The organism is Caulobacter sp. X (assembly GCF_002742635.1).
In the GTDB taxonomy this organism is placed as follows: Bacteria; Pseudomonadota; Alphaproteobacteria; order Caulobacterales; family Caulobacteraceae; genus Caulobacter.
In genome coordinates, this window is sequence record NZ_PEGF01000003.1 from 97,777 (window position 1) to 113,469 (window position 15,693).

The window sequence follows — 15,693 nt, forward strand, 5'->3', positions numbered from 1 at the left end:
GGCGCCGACGGCGCCTAGAGCGACGTAATGACGATCGTGCTGACGATGACGAAGGCCAGCATCATCGGAACCTGCTTGGCGTAAGCCAGCTCGTGGCGCTTCAGATAGCTCAACGCCTTGCGCCAGGTCGAAGGCAGCGCCGCGCCCTGCATTCCCGCCCAGGCCTCGCGCGCGCTGTGAACATGGCTCGAGGCCACGACGATGAAGGTCATCGTAAACAGCGTCACGACCTTCCAGGTCGGCAGTCCGTATTGCGCCAGGTGGTCCATCGTCGTCTCCCGGGCCGCCAAAGGCGCGCCCTGTCACGACGAGTACAACGCAAGGCCTGAAATACGGTTGAGGGACGTGGTTGCCGAGTGGCTGACGAAGAAGGTTTCCCATCGGCTAAAGCCCCAGGTTCTGTTGCTGCTGGATCTGCGTGTCCCGCTCCTTGGTGCGGGTTTTCGGTCGGTCTGACCCGGCGCCGCCGGAGCTCGACATGCCCTTGTCCATGGACTTCGAGAACTCCTTGTCCTTGTCGGACGCGGTCGCTCCGGTCTTGGTGTCGTCCTTGCGAAGCTCCGCCTCCGCCCTTCGGATCTCGTCCAGGGCGACAAGCTTCTGGCCGTCCTGGCGGAGGATCAGCTGGGCTGTCCGAGACAGATCGTCGGTGATCATCTTGGCGTCCTCGGCGAGGCGCGAGCTCATCACGTAGAGGCGGGCCATGTTCGCCGCCTCGCCCAGCTTGGACGACATCTCGAACACCACGCCCTTGAAGGTCGAGCCCTGGGCCCGGTCGGCGGTCATGGCGTAGCCGTAGCCGGAGAACCGCAGCGCCTCGTCGGTGGCTGAGAGTTTTTCGACCTTGCCCGCCATGGCGCCCTGGCCCTCGTGGCGGATCGTCACGGCCTTACTGTCCATCGCCACGATGCTGAAGGCGCCGCCGCGCTCATAGCCGCGGTCCGAGAAACGCGCCTCCCAGACCATCCGGTCGCCGGCGGCGATCGGGTGGGCGCGCTCGGTGAAGGTGGAGAACGTCGGGTTGCGGCGCGTGGCCTCGTCGTTGAGGTCGACCATCCGCTCGCGGCCCTTGTCGCTGCGGACCTTGAGCATGTTGTTTTCGCGATCGACCCCAACAATGGTCTCGACCATGTGGCGGGGGGTGGCCGCGCCCGCGAAGGCGTCGTTGGACACGATCTTGTCGCCAAGCGCATAGGAACGCGCATCGACCTGTTCGGCTCGGGACAGATTCTTGGCGTAGAGGCGGTCGACCTCGCGCTCGTTCCGCGAGAGCGCTCCACTATCCTGCAGCTGGTTGCGCAGCCTGGCCGAGACGAGTCCGCGCATGGCGTTGGTGGCGACAACGATCTGCGTGTCGCGTTGGGCCTGCATCTCGAGATAGGCGGACACCACCCGATCGGCGATGGCGGCCTGGTCGGCGTCGCGGCCCACGCTTTCGATGTTGGGGCGGAGAAGGGCCAACCCCTCCTTGAACTTCCCCTCCCCCATGCGCTGGACCGCATCGCGCAGGTGCGTCGGCGCTTGCGACTGGCGAAGGATCTCGTCCATCATCACCCGGTCGGCCTTACGCTCGATGATCGCCTTGAAGGGGTTGCCCGCGCCGGGCCCGCCGAGCTGGCCCCGGTCGCCCTGGAAGCGAACAGCTGGGATGCGCAAGCCGTCGACCACGTTGACCAGGCGATACATCGTGTCGTTCGTGAGCGTCGAGGACTCGTCGACCATCAGGATCGTCTTGGCGAAGTTGGCGCGTAGTCGCTCGAGCCTTTGGCCGCCGACTTCCATCGCCCGTTCCGCCTTGCGAAGGAAGCTCTCGACCGTCGTCGCCCCGACCCCGGCCTTACGGATCTCCTCGGCGAAGCGGTGTTGGCTGGCGATGCCGAAGATGTGCAGGCCGTGGCGCTCTGCGACATCGTTCGTGACGCGCAGCGCCGTGGTCTTGCCGACGCCCGCCAGGCCCTCGACCACGGCGTAGCGGTCCGGGGACTGAAGCATGTGGCGCGCGCCGGCCGCCTGCCCCTTTGTGAGCGTGAGACCCGTGCGCTCCTTGACCGCTTCCGGCTGCATTGCGTTCTTGAGCGCCGGGGCCGGGATCAGCTCGGGCGCCGCGCCTCGCCCGCGCTCGATCGCACCGACGATGGCGGTTTCGCGCGCGAGTGTGCGGGCCGTTGTCACGCCCGCCATTCGCGTCCGATCGGCCTCGACGATGTGACCGGCTTTGGCCAAGCGGTCGAACGACGCCTCCAGACGATCGTAAGTGACGCCGGCGTCTGAAGCTAAGAGCGCCTTCTGCAGGATGAGATGCTTGCTCACCACGGCGTCGCGCTCCTCGGCCGACCGCAGCCCAAGCGACACGAGGGCCTGGGTCTCTTTGTCGGGATCGTTGGCGCTGGGCGCGTAAACATCGGTACGGGCGTTCGCGCCAGTGTGGTCGCGAACCATCTTTCGCAGCTTGGCGATGGCGGGATTGATGGCGCCGATAACCTTGGCGGTAACATCCTGCCCGCGCTCGAGCGTGCGGGCCGCGACCTGTCGTGCGAGCGCGCCGGGATCGACCTTCTCGGCGCGTTCCGACCACTCCTTCTGCAGGACCTCGCGCACGACATCGCCCTTGGTCTTGCGGGTCTGCTTCTGGATCATCGTGCGCTGTTCGTCGGAGACCGATGAGACGCCGCGTTCGGCGGCCAGGGCCTCGGCGCCGGCGTTGATCTCGCGACTGCGGCTGCTGAACTCCTGGATGAGCTTCGTGCTCGTCCCGGCGATTTCCCATGCCAGTTCGCCCTTGCGTTCGATGCTGTAGCCTTCGGCCATCAGCCGCGATTGCAGCTCGCGCGCGCCCACGAGGGATGTGTTCTTCTGCCACTTGTACATGTGACGTGTTTCGAGCGCGCCGAACTTCCCGGTTTCAGGGTTCTTGGTGACATTGGCGATGGGGTTGTGGACGTGCAGGTGCGGATCCCCGCCGCGCGTCGTGACGTGCATCACGGAGCCATAGACAAGGTTCTTCGTCTGAACCTCCCGCACCGCCCCCTGCTCGTCGCGAACCCGGGTGACGGCGTGGTTGGCCTCGAGGTAGGACATCATCGCCTTATTGGCCGCCATGACGTGGCCCTTCAGGCGGTCGGCCAGCTCGGGGTCATGCCTCTCGGCGGCGATCACCAGAAGGGTGACGGACTTGGGCACCGCGAAGGTGAAATCCCACCCGGCGTGGTGTTTGGCCTTGTTCTCGCTGTCTGTGAGCGCGGGCCCGTTCGGGTCGGGATTTCGACCATCCAGGATGGCGCGCAGTTCCTTGGCGTCGACCTTGCCCTTGAGCCCAAGTTCGGCCGCGCCCTGGCCGCCCCATTCGAGGTTCGGCGCCCCCGCCTCGCCCTCGATGTAATAGTCATCCTTGGCGTAGTAATCGGCCGCGCCGGCCGCGCTGCGGATCCGCGAAGGCGTCATCATGACTGCGGCGTCCAGAAGCTGTCTGAGCCGTCGGGTTCGTCACGATCGCCAGTGCGGTCCTTGGATACGAAAGGCCATGCGTCGGCCGGTCCTTTGCGCTGTCCTTCGCGCCCCTTCCAAACCGCGATCCCGTTGAGCGGGTTGGCCTGCTCCATGTCGCGGCGCACGCGGTCATAGAGCTGCATGAAGGCGCGCTGATGCTCCTGTTGGTCGAGCCTCGACCGGTAGGCGTCGACCGCGAGTTTGCTGGTGCGATCGAGGTTCCCACTGGCGGCTAATTCGGGCAGGACGGGCTCGTTCGCGCTCACCGGGTCAGCGGATTTTCCATCGCCTGGATTACGCTCGTCGGGGGTGGCCATGCGCGGCCCGCCCTCGTCATTGGCCGCGACGCTCTCCGCCGGCGGTGCGGCCGCCTGGGGCTCAGCGGCTTCGGGCTCGGGAGCGTCCGGCTCGAAGATCTCTCCGGTCTTGGGATCGAACATCGGGCGGACGACAAAGATCTCGCCCGTCTTGGGGTCGTACATCGGCCGAACGACATTGTCGGCGGTCTCCTCCAGGGCTGGCGGCCCCTCCCCCGCTTCCCGCTCCATTTCAGCTTGGCGGATGAGTTCGCTGCTCTCCTGCAGCGCCTCCAGGAAGAGCTCCGTCGGGGTCGGTCCCGGGCGCTCTTCCATCCCCTCAGCGATCTTCGGGCGGGGCTTGTACCGGAACTTCAGGGTGGCGGCCGGGAACGCCTCGCCTTCCCGCGCCGAGGCCACCTTGATGAAGCCCTGCATGGCGGGCTGGTTCATCAGGTCTTCGGGCAGGGCGACGGGTTCTAGCTCCTCACGCGCGTTGATGTTCACGCCATCGCGCTGGGAGTTCGCCCCGAACGAAATGCTCTCGTCCACTCGACGCATCTGGGCGCGGCCGAGCTGGTCGCTCATGAACTTGGCGGTGTCGGGATCCTGGCAACGCAGGATCAGTTTGTGCGCGCACTGGCCGATGATCGTGGTGGCCGTCTCGTGGCCGTAGATGTCCTGGAGCTGGCTGAATTGTTGGAGGCCAAGCACCATGGCGCCGTTGTACTTGCGCAGGCGCACCGGGCCCGTCGCCAGGCTGTCGATCTGGCCGAGCGAGGAAAACTCGTCGAGCATCACCCACGTCTCGGGCCGGTTGTCCTCGGGTCGGCTGAGCAAGGCGCCGACCACCAATTCGACCCAGAACGACAACAGGGGACGCAGGCTGTCGATGTGCGTTTCGGGCGCCGAGAGGAAGAGGAAGCCTCCCTCCCCTTTCGGGGCGTTGACCCATTCGCGGATGGAGAAAGTCGAGCGGTCGCCGACCAGGTGCGTGAGGCTGTTGAGGCCGGTCATCAGCACGCTTTTGATCGCGCCGGACGCGCGCGCCGCCGCCGGCCATGTGCGCGGCGGCGGGCGTGCCGCGAACCAGCCACTCAAGCAGTTCGACCGGCCCGAAGAACATCTGCAGGAGGTCCTGCAGTGTCGCGTGGGGGAAGAGCTTCTTGAAGCGGTAGGTCGCCCAGACGAAAGTCTGCCGCGAGGTCTCCGACCAGTACGGATCGCCGCTTTTCGGATCCTTCCAGAGACACGCCGCGAGCTTGGCCAGCTCGTTCATTTCGGTGGCGTCGTTGAACGGCGACCACTGCACGGATCGCGCGTCGTAGGGGTTCAGGATGAGGTCGGTCTTAGGGTTGTAGTGGGCGCGAATGTAGTCGAGCTCGGGGTCGTAGATGATCGCCCTGTCGCCACGCTCGCGGGCCGACTCGATGAGGGTGTGAATGGCCTGCGACTTGCCCGATCCGGGCGCCCCGGCGGCGAAGACATGCTGGCTTTCGGTGCGGTACGGAAGCGGGACCCCTACGATCTTGGCCGGGACATGCTCGGGGTCCTTCCGCTCGACCCTCATCTCGTCGTTGAACTTATAGATCTCGCGCATCAAGTCGCCGACAGGGACGACCTTCTGGCCGCGGATCTGGCGGGCCTTGAGCTTCTCCTCGCCGGAGTAGACGAACCACGCCGTGGCGATCGTGAAGATCGCGAAGACGCCAAGCCCCCACATGAGGAGCGCTTTGCGGAGCTTTCGGTAGTAGGACTGGGCGTAGGGCTGAAGCCACTTCAGCTTCGGCACCTCGGTGTTCTTGTAGGTGCGCTCGACCCCGTCGAGACCCTTGATAGAGAGCTTGTCGGGAAGCGGGTGACCGAGCTTTTCGAACAGGGCCGCTTGGGCGCCTTGGAGGCCGTATTCCTGCTCCAGGTCGGACGACGTGTTGTTGCCCAGCCAGAGGCACACCATGCCCCACACCAGGGACAGGATCACCAGGCGCCCGAGCACCTCCATGACCATGTCGATATTGTGGGAGAAGGTCTGGCCGCCGCGAAGCCAAGCCTCGCCCTTGCCGCGATGGATTCGAGCCATGATCGAACGTCCCTGAGCGAGAGGAGCTCAAGGGGCGTTCGGGCGCAGTCACAGGTCTGTTCTACCCGTCCTAGAAGGCCTCGAAAAGAGCCGTCAGACGGGGGTCGAGATCGTCAGGGTCCTCGCCGATCTCTGGGGGGCGTTCTGGCGGCTGACCAAACAGTGTGGCGGCGGCCTGATAGACGAACTTCTGAGCCGCCGCGAGCTCGTCCTTGGACATCGCCTTGCGGGAAAGATGGATCACCAGGGCGGCGCTAACGAACGACTGGAACGCGGCCTGCTGGGCGAAATACTGGTAGTTCTTCACGCCGCGCCGGTGGATCAGCATCTCGATGTACTCGGCCATCGGTACGCCAATTTTCTCCGCGTCGAGACGGGCGCGGTCGATGGTTTCAGGATTGACGCGGATCGTGAGCGGGACCTTCCCGTTCTTTCGCACACTTGTCGCCAAGACCACCCTCCTACGTCACACGGTATGCCATGGCATACCACCTAAGCCATTGATCTGCAATGTAATCCGCTTGTGTGGTATGCCATGGCATACCACACCGCGCAAAATTTTTACGCGCGAAAACAATAACTTAGAAAAGGCGCAGCTGTGCGTGACGTGCCCCTCTCTCCTCCCTACCCGGAGAGAGGCTGCTGGATTTGGGGATGATCTGGGTTTCCGGGTATCCGCCTTCGCCTTTAGGCGCTTGGGAATGACAGCGCGTGTCGGCGTGGAATGGGCAAACAATTTGGACGTGGCAGTGTTGGGTGACCGCCATCGGCTCGACATCGTGGACGCGCGAGCGACGAACAAGACGCGTGATCTGGCGACCAGGCGCACAGTCCCCATGTGCTGAACCTGGGCTGACGCGACCGCGACCAAGACCCTGCTCGGCCCCCAGGACGACGGGTCGCGTGGAGCTGGGAGCGCACGCCTGATGGATCAGTCGGAGATGCTTGGCGCCGTCGCTTGTCGACGGCTTGGCCAAGCCCTCCGCAGCCATCGCCGGACGCGACCGCGACCGAAGATCCGAGGGTGCGTGAGCGCCCCGGATCGAGGGGAGCCGGGAGCGAGCTGCGCACTTCAGTCGGCGTCACCTCGGCCATGGCCTCAAGCCATGGCGAACGAGGTCCGCCGACAGCCGCGATCGACGACGCGACCGCGACCAAGACCCTGCTCGGCCGACAGGACGACGGGTCGCGTGGAGCCGGGAGCGCACGCCTGATAGGTCAGTCGGAGACGCTTGGCGCCGTCGCTTGTCGACGGCCTGGCCAAGCCCTCCGCCGCCATCGCCAGACGCGACCGCGACCGAAGATCCGAGGGTGCGTCAGCGCCCCGGATCGAGGGGAGCCGGGAGCGAGCTGCGCACTTCAGTCGGCGTCACCTCGGCCATGGCCTCAAGCCATGGCGAACGAGGTCCGCCGACAGCCGCGATCGACGATGCGACCGCGACCAAGACCCTGCTCGGCCGCCAGGACGACGGGTCGCGTGGAGCCGGGAGCGTACGCCTGATGGATCAGTCGGAGATGCTTGGCGCCGTCGCTTGTCGACGGCTTGGCCAAGCCCTCCGCAGCCATCGCCGGACGCGACCGCGACCGAAGATCCGAGGGTGCGTCAGCGCCCAGGATCGAGGGGAGCCGGGAGCGAGCTGCGCGCGTCAGTAGAGGGTGCGTCGGCTTCGCCTGACGCCCCTCGCCGCGCCTCGACACCGCGCACGAAAAAGGGGGACAAGCCCCCCTCGGCTAGAACGCCGGCTCGAGATCCAGGTACGCTTCGAGGTTGGTCGCGGTGTTATCGAATGACGCCTCGATCGCGTCCGCCGCCATGTCTTCGTCCAGGTCCGCGTCGGTGATGTATTCGCCAGCCTGGTAGAGTGGGGCCAGGACTTCGTACAGCGGGTGATGACCAGCATCCCCCGCGTCCAGGGCATCGAAGAAAGAAGCCCAGATGACCGCCTTCTCGGCGTTCGACATCGCGGTGAACTCGGTGCTGCTGTTGATGGCCATGAACATGATGAAGCTCCTGTGCTGACCGCTCTCCGCGAGCGGCGTTGTAGCCTCCGGGCACAGGGGGTCCCGCTCCGTCACCGGAGCGGTTGGGCCGTAGGTCCGGCCGCGTAGGGAAACCCGCGCCAGCGGGTTGACGGAGTGGGTGGCTTTTGCCGAAGGCAAAAGCGGCCTGTGACAGGATGCGAAGACGACGTGCGCGCTACGGCCTTTCCGGTCTCGCGCCCGCCCGACGCGACCGCGACCGACGATCCGAGGGTGCGTTAGCGCCCAGGATCGAGGGGAGCCGGGAGCGCGCGCCACACGTCAGTCCTCGATGCGCCGGCGAAGCCTGGCGCCCGAGGCCGCGAACCAGCCTTCCCGGCACAAATAAGGGGGCCGAAGCCCCCGCCGTTACACCGCCTTGTGCAGGGCCGAGACCACATCTGCGCGACCGTCGACCATGATGATCGTCTTCAGAAGCGCCAGCGTGTGCGTGTTCATGTCGTCAGTCTGTCTTGCGGCCAGGTCAACCTCGACGGCGGCGAGATGGCGTTGCGCTTCGGCGATGTCCTGGAGCATCAACGCGTGCTGCTCAGCGGCCGTACTTGCGACGCTGCTCGACGCAATGGCTTCCGCCTCGGCGGCGAATGCATGGTGGGCGTTGTGATAGGTGACGTCTTCGCTGACGTCGCTCACCAGCTCGGCCATGCAGTCGACCGCGATCAAAAGGTCCCTGACCTTCTCCCGGAAACTGGCCAGGGTCATGTTGCCAACGCTGCTCGCCACATCGACGAGAGCTTCACCGACGTCGGCGAGGCTTGCGGTCAGGTCGGCGTGTTCACGGTTGCTCAAAGTCGACATGATCGTGATCTCCTCGTGGTCGCTCCCAATGAGCGCCTCGAGGCCCCGCCTCATGTCAGCAGCGCCCAGTCACCGGAGCGGGCGGACCGAAGGACCGATCGCGCAGGGAAACCCGCGCCAGCGGGTTGACGGGGTGTCTGACATGATACCCTTGGACGAGGTGCCCCCAGGCTCAGTAGGACAGGCTACGCCGTCGCAAGTCGACGGCGGCGAGATCTCGTGGAGATCTCGTCAGCCTGGCCGGCCCCTCCCGCCAGACGCGACGGCGCCGGACCTGTCTCGCCAGCCAACGGCTAGGCGACCAGGTCCTGAAGCCGAGCGAGCTGAGCCCATCATTCGGCGTCGCCTCGGCCATGGTCCTGGACCATGGCGCGCGAGGCCCTGCCGGCATCAACGATCGCCAACGCGACCGCGACCGATGATCCGAAGGTGCGTCAGCGCCCAGGATCGAGGGGAGCCGTGAGCGAGCTGCGCACCACAGTCCTCGGCGCGACGGCGAAGCCAGACGCCCGAGGCCGCGCCTTGCCCAGTCAGGCACAAAAAAGGGGGAGCCTCCTGGCCTAGGGCCAGGAGGCGACGAGCTTAGTAGCAGCGCGGAAGTTGAGACGCGTAGGCTGCTTGGGCTGCGGTGGCCGGCGTGATCGTACGATGCTCCGCGAAGGCGATCTGGGCGATCCGCCATTCGGGCGTGTCGTCCATCCGCTCGGCTATCACCCGGCGTCCGCGGTTCGTCGTCCGCTGCCGCGTATACCAGCCGAGCTCGCGGATGAAGCCGTAGATCAAGCGGTTCGGATAGCCGGTCAGAAAGTCGATCGTAACTGGCTCTTCAACTAGGCGATCGGTGACACCCGCCAGTGTGATCGTCTTATCATTCGCAAGCTCGGCGTAGGCGATGGAAGCATCGGCCCAAACGTCCGTTGAACGGACTTCGCAGGCCTCGCCCGCCCGCATCGCGTGGACGATGTAGCGGCCAAGATGGGTTTCGCTGCTTAGCCGGATGGTCATGATCGTGATCTCCTCGCGGTCGCTCCCAATGAGCGCCTCGAGGCCCCGCCTCATGTCAGCAGCGCCCAGTCACCGGAGCGGTCGACCATCTGGGCGATCGCGAAGGGGAACCCGCGCCAGCGGGTTGACGGGGTGTCTGACATGATACCCTTGGACGAGGTGCCCCCAGGCTCAGTAGGACAGGCTACGCCGTCGCAAGTCGACGGCGGCGAGATCTCGTGGAGATCTCGTCAGCCTGGCCGGCCCCACCAGCTGAACGCCACGGCGCCGGACCTGCCTCGCCAGCCAAAGGCTAGGCGACCAGGTCCCGAAGCCGAGCGGTCTCAGACCGTCAGTCGGCGTCGCCTCGGCCATGGCCCCAAGCCATGGCGTACGAGGCCCGCCGCCAGCCACGGTCGCCGACGCGACCGCGACCAAGACCCTGCTCGGCCGACAGGACGACGGGTCGCGTGGAGCCGGGAGCGAGCTGCGCGTTTCACTCGGAGATCCTTCGCGCCGCGCGCGGCGCTGAAGGCCTCCGCCCCTCACCCGCCGCCCGGCGCGCTCCTTACGGGCGGCCTTCCTGCCCGCGTGCAAACGGAAAACCCCGCCAGGCGGCGGGCCTGACGGGGTTCTGGCGATCCATCAATGGGGGCGAGGATCGCTCAGCCGGTGAGCTTAATGATCGTGGTGGCGATCGCGACGATGCCGGCGACGCAGCCCACGAACCACTTCGTCTGCTCGATGATCGTGGCGCGGATCGACGAGGTTTGCTCGGTGATCGCGGCGCGAAGTTCAGCGTTGGTCACGAGGTGCTCCTGCGAGAGGGCGAGGCCTCTACGATGCGCCTGGGCGACGGCTTTTTCAACACCGACTTCGGTGAGGAGCGCCTCGTACTCGGCGCTGTCGAACTTCGGGAGAGGCTGGGCTGACATCGGGTGGCTCCTTGGCTATGCGGCGCGCCGCGTTCGGGGCCGCCATGCCTGGAAAGCGAGTTCAAGGGGCAAGGCCGGGTCCGCTTGCGGACCCGCCTCGTCAGAGGTCGCCTTGCGCCGGCGAGCCCAGGCTAGAGGCCTGAACCCGCGCGGCGGCCGCGCCATAAGGGTGCCAACTGTCAGAACGGCGTGTCATCCGAGGCGCAAGCGTAGCTACGTCGCGAATAAACTCCGGACGGGGTTAGACAAAGCTCGTGCACGGCCTCGTGGTCATGGTCGAGCCGCAGTGAGCGGCGGCGCCGAATGGCCTGAGCTTCACCGAGCGTGCGCGCCGGCCAGATGCAGACCCGCCGCTGGCCGACTTCACGGTCATCGAGCCAGCTTCGCTCGATCTGGTAGAGACCCACGGCATAGGCCGGAGCGCCCAAGGTCTCGCCGACGCGAACGATGCGGAAGTCGTCGGCGCCGAGCGTGAACACGGCCTGCGGGTTCGCGATCGGGATCAAGGCCTTGAGGCAAGCGGCCTGGTGGGGGTCGGCGGCCCGATCATCGCCGCCGCCGGCGTGATCGAGGTGCCAGGCGAGCCAGAAGCGCGCGTCGGCCAGATCGGTGACACCTGTCGTGACAGCGACGTCATTGCGGTGGATCTCGTACATGGCGACCTCAAGCGGCGTAGTGAAAGGGTTGGGCGAAGTTGCCGATGACGCGCTCGAAGCGGTGCAGATGGCCCCGGCCGTTGCGCTGGGCGGCGCGAAACGAGGCGACCTGGGCGAGCTGCTGAAGGCGCGAGAGGGCGTTCCAGGCCTCTTGCGCGTCGCGGTCGGCTTTGGCCTGGGCGGCGATGGCGTCGGGATATTGGCGGTGCATGTCGGTCTCCGGGTCAAGGTCGCGGCCGCGCCGCGATCACGACCCCGCTCGCCCGGAACCGTCGGGATGGGCGCAAGGCCGCGGCTTGCCGCGCCTCGTGAGAGGTCGCCTTGCGCGCGAGCGACCCGGGCATGGTCGTGGTCGATCAAGGCGCGCGCGTCGTTTGACCGGCGGACCTTAGTCGCCAGGATCCGGCTCCGTTCGGAAAGCCCCGCCGGACGTCGCCGGCGGGACCTCAAAAGCGTCCGACGGCCTCGGTGGCGTCGAACGTGACCATGCCGCTGCTGTCGATCATGGTCGGGCTGTCGCTGACGCCGAACACGAAGGCCGCGGCGGGACGATCGTCCAGGTCCGACAGCTCCTCCAGGAAGGCGACCAGCATGGCGCGCAGCAGGCGCAGCAGCGTGGTGAACATCAGGGTCAACATCGTAGGTCCTCCAGGCTCGACATGAGCCAGGCCCCCCACCAGCGCGACCACGGCTCTGGATCACCGCCGCCGGCGGGGAAGGCGCCAGCCTTGATCCTGGGCCTGGGCGCGCTAAAGGCGGGAGCGGCCGGCCATGCCAGCCGGGAGTGGAATGCGGACCGACCCCGGTTCCCCCTGCGACCGCGCAGACGCGTCAGCATGGCGTCGAGGAGGATCTGAGGATCATCGCCATCCGCTGATCGCGGACAGGTCCGATGATTGACACGCGCCTGACCGTCACGCCGAGCCGGAAGAGACCTTGGGCTCTGCAGGCGTCTTGCGGCGCGGAGACCCGAGAGGGGCTCCGGGAGGAGCGGAGCTCCGACTAGGGCGGGTTCCGCCGAAGGCGGCGCGCATTACGCCCTTCTCTTCCTGAATGACGAAACCTCCGCCGACCCCAACCAGGCTCGAACACCAACGACGTCATCGGCGAGACCTTCATCTCAGCCGCGTGAACTGTTGAGATCCGTTTGGCGATCGACGTTCGGAGGCCTCAGTGGATCTGCAGCCGGTGCTCCGACGCCATTGTGAGCCAGTAGGAGGCCAGCAACATCAAAACGCCCAACGCGACGCCGATGAACGCCCGAAATCGCGTCCCCATGCCCAAATGCGCGAGGGGATGAACGAGGCAGACGGTCGCGACCCCGATTAGTCCCAGGGCGAACAAGCCGAGCAGACCCGAAAACAGTTGCAACGCCACATCCCGACACGACCCAAGGTTGCTCCTTAAGCGCCACCATCCACGGTCGCAAGTTACGGCCAGTTCATGATGGTCGTCGGTCGGACAAAACTAAGGGGTCCGTAAGGACCCCTTAGTCTTCGTCCGATTGGTAGCGGAAGCATCCGTGGCGCTGGCGCTCGAAGTCCCGCTGCAGGACACGTTCGGTTTCGAAGAGCCCCAGCGTCAGATCCTCGTCGAAGTCGCGCAGGATGGTCTGCAGGGCGGGGCTGATGTCCTCATGGTGCGAAAACAGCATCGTCAGGTCCTCTGAAAGGAGAAACCCTCCCGGCGAGGCCGGGAGGGTCTGTGCGGCGGGCGATCAGAAGGGGATGGGATCGTCTTCCGCCTGATGCTGTTCGGTTTGCTGGTCTTCGCGCTCGACCCGGTCCAGCAGAGTGATCTGGCTGATGCGGATCTCGGTCGTGTACTTGGTCTCGCCGTTCTGGGTGTAGGACTTGTTGTCCAGGGTGCCGACGATCTGGACGTAGCGGCCCTTGAAGAGGTTGCGTTCGATGAAGGCGACGGTGGCCGGCGACCAGGTGAAGAGGCGGAACCACTGGGGCTTCTGCTTCCATTCGCCCGTGTTGCGGTCCTTGTAGCTCTCGTTGACGCAGAGGCGCAGGTTGGCCACGCGGTCGCCGTTACCCATGCTGCGGATTTCCGGGTCAGCGCCCAGGTTGCCGATCATGATGACTTGTTGGAACGATTGCATCTGACTGTCTCCACCTTGACGCCGGGGAGTGTTCCCCGGCGCTCGCGGACTTTCCCGCGATCACGGCGACCCCAAGGGCGACGGCACAGAGCGACGTTGAAGGCCAAGCGTTGGGAGGAACCGGTCTGCAGGCCGAAGGCCGAAGACTGGAGGGGCCCATAAGCGCGCCTGCTTGCAGGTCGCCTTCGACGGCGGTCGCCGAGCCCTAAGTCGTCCGCTGATCGATCGCGGGTGTCCGAACGAGCGCGGGAATACTTTCCGTCTTCCACAGGAGACAGGCTTCAATCGGTCCTCCAGTCATCTCAGCGGCAATCCGCGCTGACCCGTCTGTCCGCGACGTGGCGGCGGCCGCCGTGGCCACCTTCCCCACGGCGACGAGACAAAGGATCGCGACCGAGCGTGGAAGCCCCCAGTTAGGCCGCCTCTTCTGGTCGCCGCGACAGCCGCCTTGAGATCAACCGCTCGCCGCTACGCAGATCGTCTGGGGCCTGGTGTGTCCAACGCCGAGACGTCGAGACCACACGACCAGATCCGCGCCGATCACAGCTGGATTGGTGTCGATCGCGCGCGCACACCGACAGCCTGGTGGGAGATGAGGGTCGTCCAGCCTTCGCGGCCGCCGTACAGAGGCCTCTCGCCCGGGCCGCGGACTTCCTCGTCAGAGGCGAAGACCGCCAGCCATTGCGCCATGGTGGGACGCAGGGCCTCGGGTATGTCGCCCGCCACGTCCCGAAAGCGGATCAGATCGAGCGGGGCGTTCGCTTCGATATCGTCAATCTCGGCGGCGGGCAGCAGACCCTCGGCGCGGATGTAGTCGGTCATCCGTCCAGGACGGGCGGGCTTGCCACGCGCCCCTTTGGTGGTGGTTCGCCATAGACCCTCGACCGTTCGAAGCCGAGGGCGAGCCCGCGCTTCGATCAAAACGATCATCCGCAGCTCACGCCGCGTATAGGCATGAAGCTCCTGTGGAGCAACCGCTACGCAGAATGCGCAGCTCGACTTTTTGGGCTGCGGAAGGCCGGCGGCGGCGATCCGCTCGACGCACATTTCGCGCGTCCAGCCCCATTCCACGAGCGGCGTGCGGATCTCGTACCGGGGATCCTCGAGGTCTTTCTGATCGGCGTAGCGCTTCAAGTCGCGAGGCGACGCGCTGTAGCCGATCAGCTTGGTGACCTTCGCGCCCCGCGACCAGGCCGCGATGGCCGGAGGCCAGCCGCGCATCCACTTGTCTTGGGGCGCGACCTTCCATTTGAGCGCGCAGGTCGAGCCTCGCCCGAAGGTGATGCTGGGCAGGGTGGCGTTGGTGAGCAGGTTTTCACCCAACGACTGGTATGGCGGGTGATTTTTAAAGCGCGTGGGCTGGTAGCGGACGATCTCGCACGGCACGCCGCGTTGGCGTAGCCAGTCCATGAACACCGGGATGAACGCGCGCGTGTGCGAGCGCTCGTCGCCGGTGTCGGCGTGCAGAACGTAGTCGAGGCGCTGGCCGCTTTCGACCATCTCGATGATGAGCGCGGTGCTATCCGTGCCGGCGCCCCAGGCGGCGACAACAGGCTGATCGGGCAAAGGCATGACGAGCTCCTGAGCGGCACGGAAAGAGGGCCGCCCGAAAGCAGCCCTCCCTCTGGCCTTTCAGAAGCCGGGGTTTTCGCGCGCCGCCTCGGCCATGCGGGTGCTGAGGCCGTGCAGGTAGGCCGCCGCGCGGCTGTCGGCGTTTCGGGTCTCAAGCGACACCGCCACGCGGTGGATCAGGGCGACCAAGGCCGCGTTCAACTTCAAGCGCAGGGAAGAGATCATCTTAAGGCTCCGTTGCGGTCCACGCCGCGTCACGTCCCCTTGCGAGGCGGTAAGCGAGACCCGGTCACCCGTAGGGCCGAAACGTCAGTGGAGGACGGCGCAGCCGTTGACCTGGGCGAGCGCTCGCCCGCCCTGGACGTGACATTGCTGGCGTGCGCGGCAACGGCGCCGATGTCCTCAGAACAGTAGAGCTTAAGGTTGCGCACGCTTGATCGTTGAGTCATCGGTTCGTCGAGAATCGAGACGCCATGAACGATGACAGCCAAGACGATGCGCTAAACCGCGTGAAGCCCGCGGGGCCGGTCAGCGAATACAGACGCTCGCGGCTCTGGGTCGCGGCGCTGGTCGGCGGGCTTGGCCTGGCGATCGCGGCGGCGGCGGTCTTCCGGGTCGCCGCGTTCGACGCGCGTGTGGCGCTGGTGGTGCTCGTGCTGGCCCTGGCGGCGATCGGATGGTCGCTGCGCGAGCTGGTGCGGTTTTGGCGGCAGGCTCGCCGGTGATGGCGTCCGGC

The 15,693-nt window shown here is 66.1% G+C and carries 16 protein-coding genes and 1 pseudogene; 1 reads left to right on the plus strand and 16 read right to left on the minus strand.

What is annotated here, in order from left to right:
• Positions 1 to 14 precede the first annotated feature (14 nt).
• From CSW60_RS22310 to CSW60_RS23555, 16 genes and pseudogenes are all read right to left on the minus strand, one after another.
• Complete coding sequence (locus CSW60_RS22310; RefSeq protein ID WP_099539283.1) at positions 15 to 269, minus strand: hypothetical protein; 255 nt, start codon at positions 267 to 269, stop codon at positions 15 to 17.
• Between the two features lie 115 nt (positions 270 to 384).
• Positions 385 to 3,444, minus strand: a complete 3,060-nt coding sequence (gene mobF, locus CSW60_RS22315; RefSeq protein WP_099539284.1) for a MobF family relaxase — start codon at positions 3,442 to 3,444, stop codon at positions 385 to 387.
• Positions 3,441 to 5,862 (minus strand): annotated as a pseudogene (locus CSW60_RS24475) (type IV secretion system DNA-binding domain-containing protein). Before CSW60_RS24475 ends, mobF begins: the two are co-directional and overlap by 4 nt.
• A 70-nt stretch (positions 5,863 to 5,932) precedes the next feature.
• Positions 5,933 to 6,301, minus strand: coding sequence for a hypothetical protein (locus tag CSW60_RS22330; RefSeq protein ID WP_099539286.1), 369 nt, complete (start codon positions 6,299 to 6,301; stop codon positions 5,933 to 5,935).
• Between the two features lie 1,292 nt (positions 6,302 to 7,593).
• Positions 7,594 to 7,863: a hypothetical protein gene (locus CSW60_RS22340; protein WP_099539288.1), complete on the minus strand. Its 270-nt coding sequence runs from the start codon at positions 7,861 to 7,863 to the stop codon at positions 7,594 to 7,596.
• A 387-nt stretch (positions 7,864 to 8,250) separates the two neighbouring features.
• Positions 8,251 to 8,700, minus strand: coding sequence for a hypothetical protein (locus CSW60_RS22345; protein WP_143324250.1), 450 nt, complete (start codon positions 8,698 to 8,700; stop codon positions 8,251 to 8,253).
• A 582-nt stretch (positions 8,701 to 9,282) separates the two neighbouring features.
• A complete protein-coding gene (locus tag CSW60_RS22350; RefSeq protein WP_143324251.1) occupies positions 9,283 to 9,705 on the minus strand; it encodes a hypothetical protein in 423 nt (140 codons plus the stop codon).
• 644 nt (positions 9,706 to 10,349) lie between these two features.
• Positions 10,350 to 10,619 (minus strand): hypothetical protein, encoded by a 270-nt coding sequence (locus CSW60_RS22355; protein ID WP_099539291.1) that lies wholly within the window; start codon positions 10,617 to 10,619, stop codon positions 10,350 to 10,352.
• Positions 10,620 to 10,798: 179 nt separating this feature from the next.
• Positions 10,799 to 11,275 (minus strand): hypothetical protein, encoded by a 477-nt coding sequence (locus CSW60_RS22360; protein WP_099539292.1) that lies wholly within the window; start codon positions 11,273 to 11,275, stop codon positions 10,799 to 10,801.
• A gap of 7 nt (positions 11,276 to 11,282) precedes the next feature.
• Positions 11,283 to 11,486 carry a hypothetical protein gene (locus CSW60_RS22365; protein ID WP_099539293.1) on the minus strand — a complete coding sequence of 68 codons (204 nt, stop codon included), beginning with the start codon at positions 11,484 to 11,486 and terminating at the stop codon, positions 11,283 to 11,285.
• Between the two features lie 235 nt (positions 11,487 to 11,721).
• Positions 11,722 to 11,913 carry a hypothetical protein gene (locus CSW60_RS22370; protein WP_099539294.1) on the minus strand — a complete coding sequence of 64 codons (192 nt, stop codon included), beginning with the start codon at positions 11,911 to 11,913 and terminating at the stop codon, positions 11,722 to 11,724.
• 532 nt (positions 11,914 to 12,445) lie between these two features.
• Positions 12,446 to 12,646 carry a hypothetical protein gene (locus CSW60_RS22375; protein ID WP_143324252.1) on the minus strand — a complete coding sequence of 67 codons (201 nt, stop codon included), beginning with the start codon at positions 12,644 to 12,646 and terminating at the stop codon, positions 12,446 to 12,448.
• Between the two features lie 118 nt (positions 12,647 to 12,764).
• Positions 12,765 to 12,929 carry a hypothetical protein gene (locus CSW60_RS23550; RefSeq protein ID WP_161495682.1) on the minus strand — a complete coding sequence of 55 codons (165 nt, stop codon included), beginning with the start codon at positions 12,927 to 12,929 and terminating at the stop codon, positions 12,765 to 12,767.
• Positions 12,930 to 12,992: 63 nt separating this feature from the next.
• A complete protein-coding gene (locus CSW60_RS22380) occupies positions 12,993 to 13,385 on the minus strand; it encodes a single-stranded DNA-binding protein (protein WP_099539296.1) in 393 nt (130 codons plus the stop codon).
• Positions 13,386 to 13,925: 540 nt separating this feature from the next.
• Entirely contained in the window at positions 13,926 to 14,957 is a 1,032-nt protein-coding gene (locus CSW60_RS22385) for a hypothetical protein (RefSeq protein ID WP_201723118.1), read from the minus strand.
• 60 nt (positions 14,958 to 15,017) lie between these two features.
• Positions 15,018 to 15,182, minus strand: a complete 165-nt coding sequence (locus tag CSW60_RS23555; protein WP_161495683.1) for a hypothetical protein — start codon at positions 15,180 to 15,182, stop codon at positions 15,018 to 15,020.
• A gap of 248 nt (positions 15,183 to 15,430) precedes the next feature.
• On the opposite strand from CSW60_RS23555, the gene CSW60_RS22390 reads away from it, so the two are divergent.
• On the plus strand, positions 15,431 to 15,682 hold the full coding sequence (locus CSW60_RS22390) for a hypothetical protein (protein ID WP_099539297.1): 252 nt from the start codon (positions 15,431 to 15,433) through the stop codon (positions 15,680 to 15,682).
• Positions 15,683 to 15,693 lie beyond the last annotated feature (11 nt).

Coding starts and splice junctions, on each gene's coding strand:
- CSW60_RS22355 (WP_099539291.1), bottom strand. CDS start 10,619: ATGTCAGCCCAGCCTCTCCCGAAGTTCGACAGCGCCGAGTACGAGGCG.
- CSW60_RS22350 (WP_143324251.1), bottom strand. CDS start 9,705: ATGACCATCCGGCTAAGCAGCGAAACCCATCTTGGCCGCTACATCGTC.
- CSW60_RS22345 (WP_143324250.1), bottom strand. CDS start 8,700: ATGTCGACTTTGAGCAACCGTGAACACGCCGACCTGACCGCAAGCCTC.
- CSW60_RS22370 (WP_099539294.1), bottom strand. CDS start 11,913: ATGTTGACCCTGATGTTCACCACGCTGCTGCGCCTGCTGCGCGCCATG.
- CSW60_RS22380 (WP_099539296.1), bottom strand. CDS start 13,385: ATGCAATCGTTCCAACAAGTCATCATGATCGGCAACCTGGGCGCTGAC.
- CSW60_RS22390 (WP_099539297.1), top strand. CDS start 15,431: ATGAACGATGACAGCCAAGACGATGCGCTAAACCGCGTGAAGCCCGCG.
- CSW60_RS22360 (WP_099539292.1), bottom strand. CDS start 11,275: ATGTACGAGATCCACCGCAATGACGTCGCTGTCACGACAGGTGTCACC.
- CSW60_RS22340 (WP_099539288.1), bottom strand. CDS start 7,863: ATGTTCATGGCCATCAACAGCAGCACCGAGTTCACCGCGATGTCGAAC.
- CSW60_RS23550 (WP_161495682.1), bottom strand. CDS start 12,929: ATGCTGTTTTCGCACCATGAGGACATCAGCCCCGCCCTGCAGACCATC.
- CSW60_RS22310 (WP_099539283.1), bottom strand. CDS start 269: ATGGACCACCTGGCGCAATACGGACTGCCGACCTGGAAGGTCGTGACG.
- CSW60_RS23555 (WP_161495683.1), bottom strand. CDS start 15,182: ATGATCTCTTCCCTGCGCTTGAAGTTGAACGCGGCCTTGGTCGCCCTG.
- mobF (WP_099539284.1), bottom strand. CDS start 3,444: ATGATGACGCCTTCGCGGATCCGCAGCGCGGCCGGCGCGGCCGATTAC.
- CSW60_RS22365 (WP_099539293.1), bottom strand. CDS start 11,486: ATGCACCGCCAATATCCCGACGCCATCGCCGCCCAGGCCAAAGCCGAC.
- CSW60_RS22385 (WP_201723118.1), bottom strand. CDS start 14,957: ATGCCTTTGCCCGATCAGCCTGTTGTCGCCGCCTGGGGCGCCGGCACG.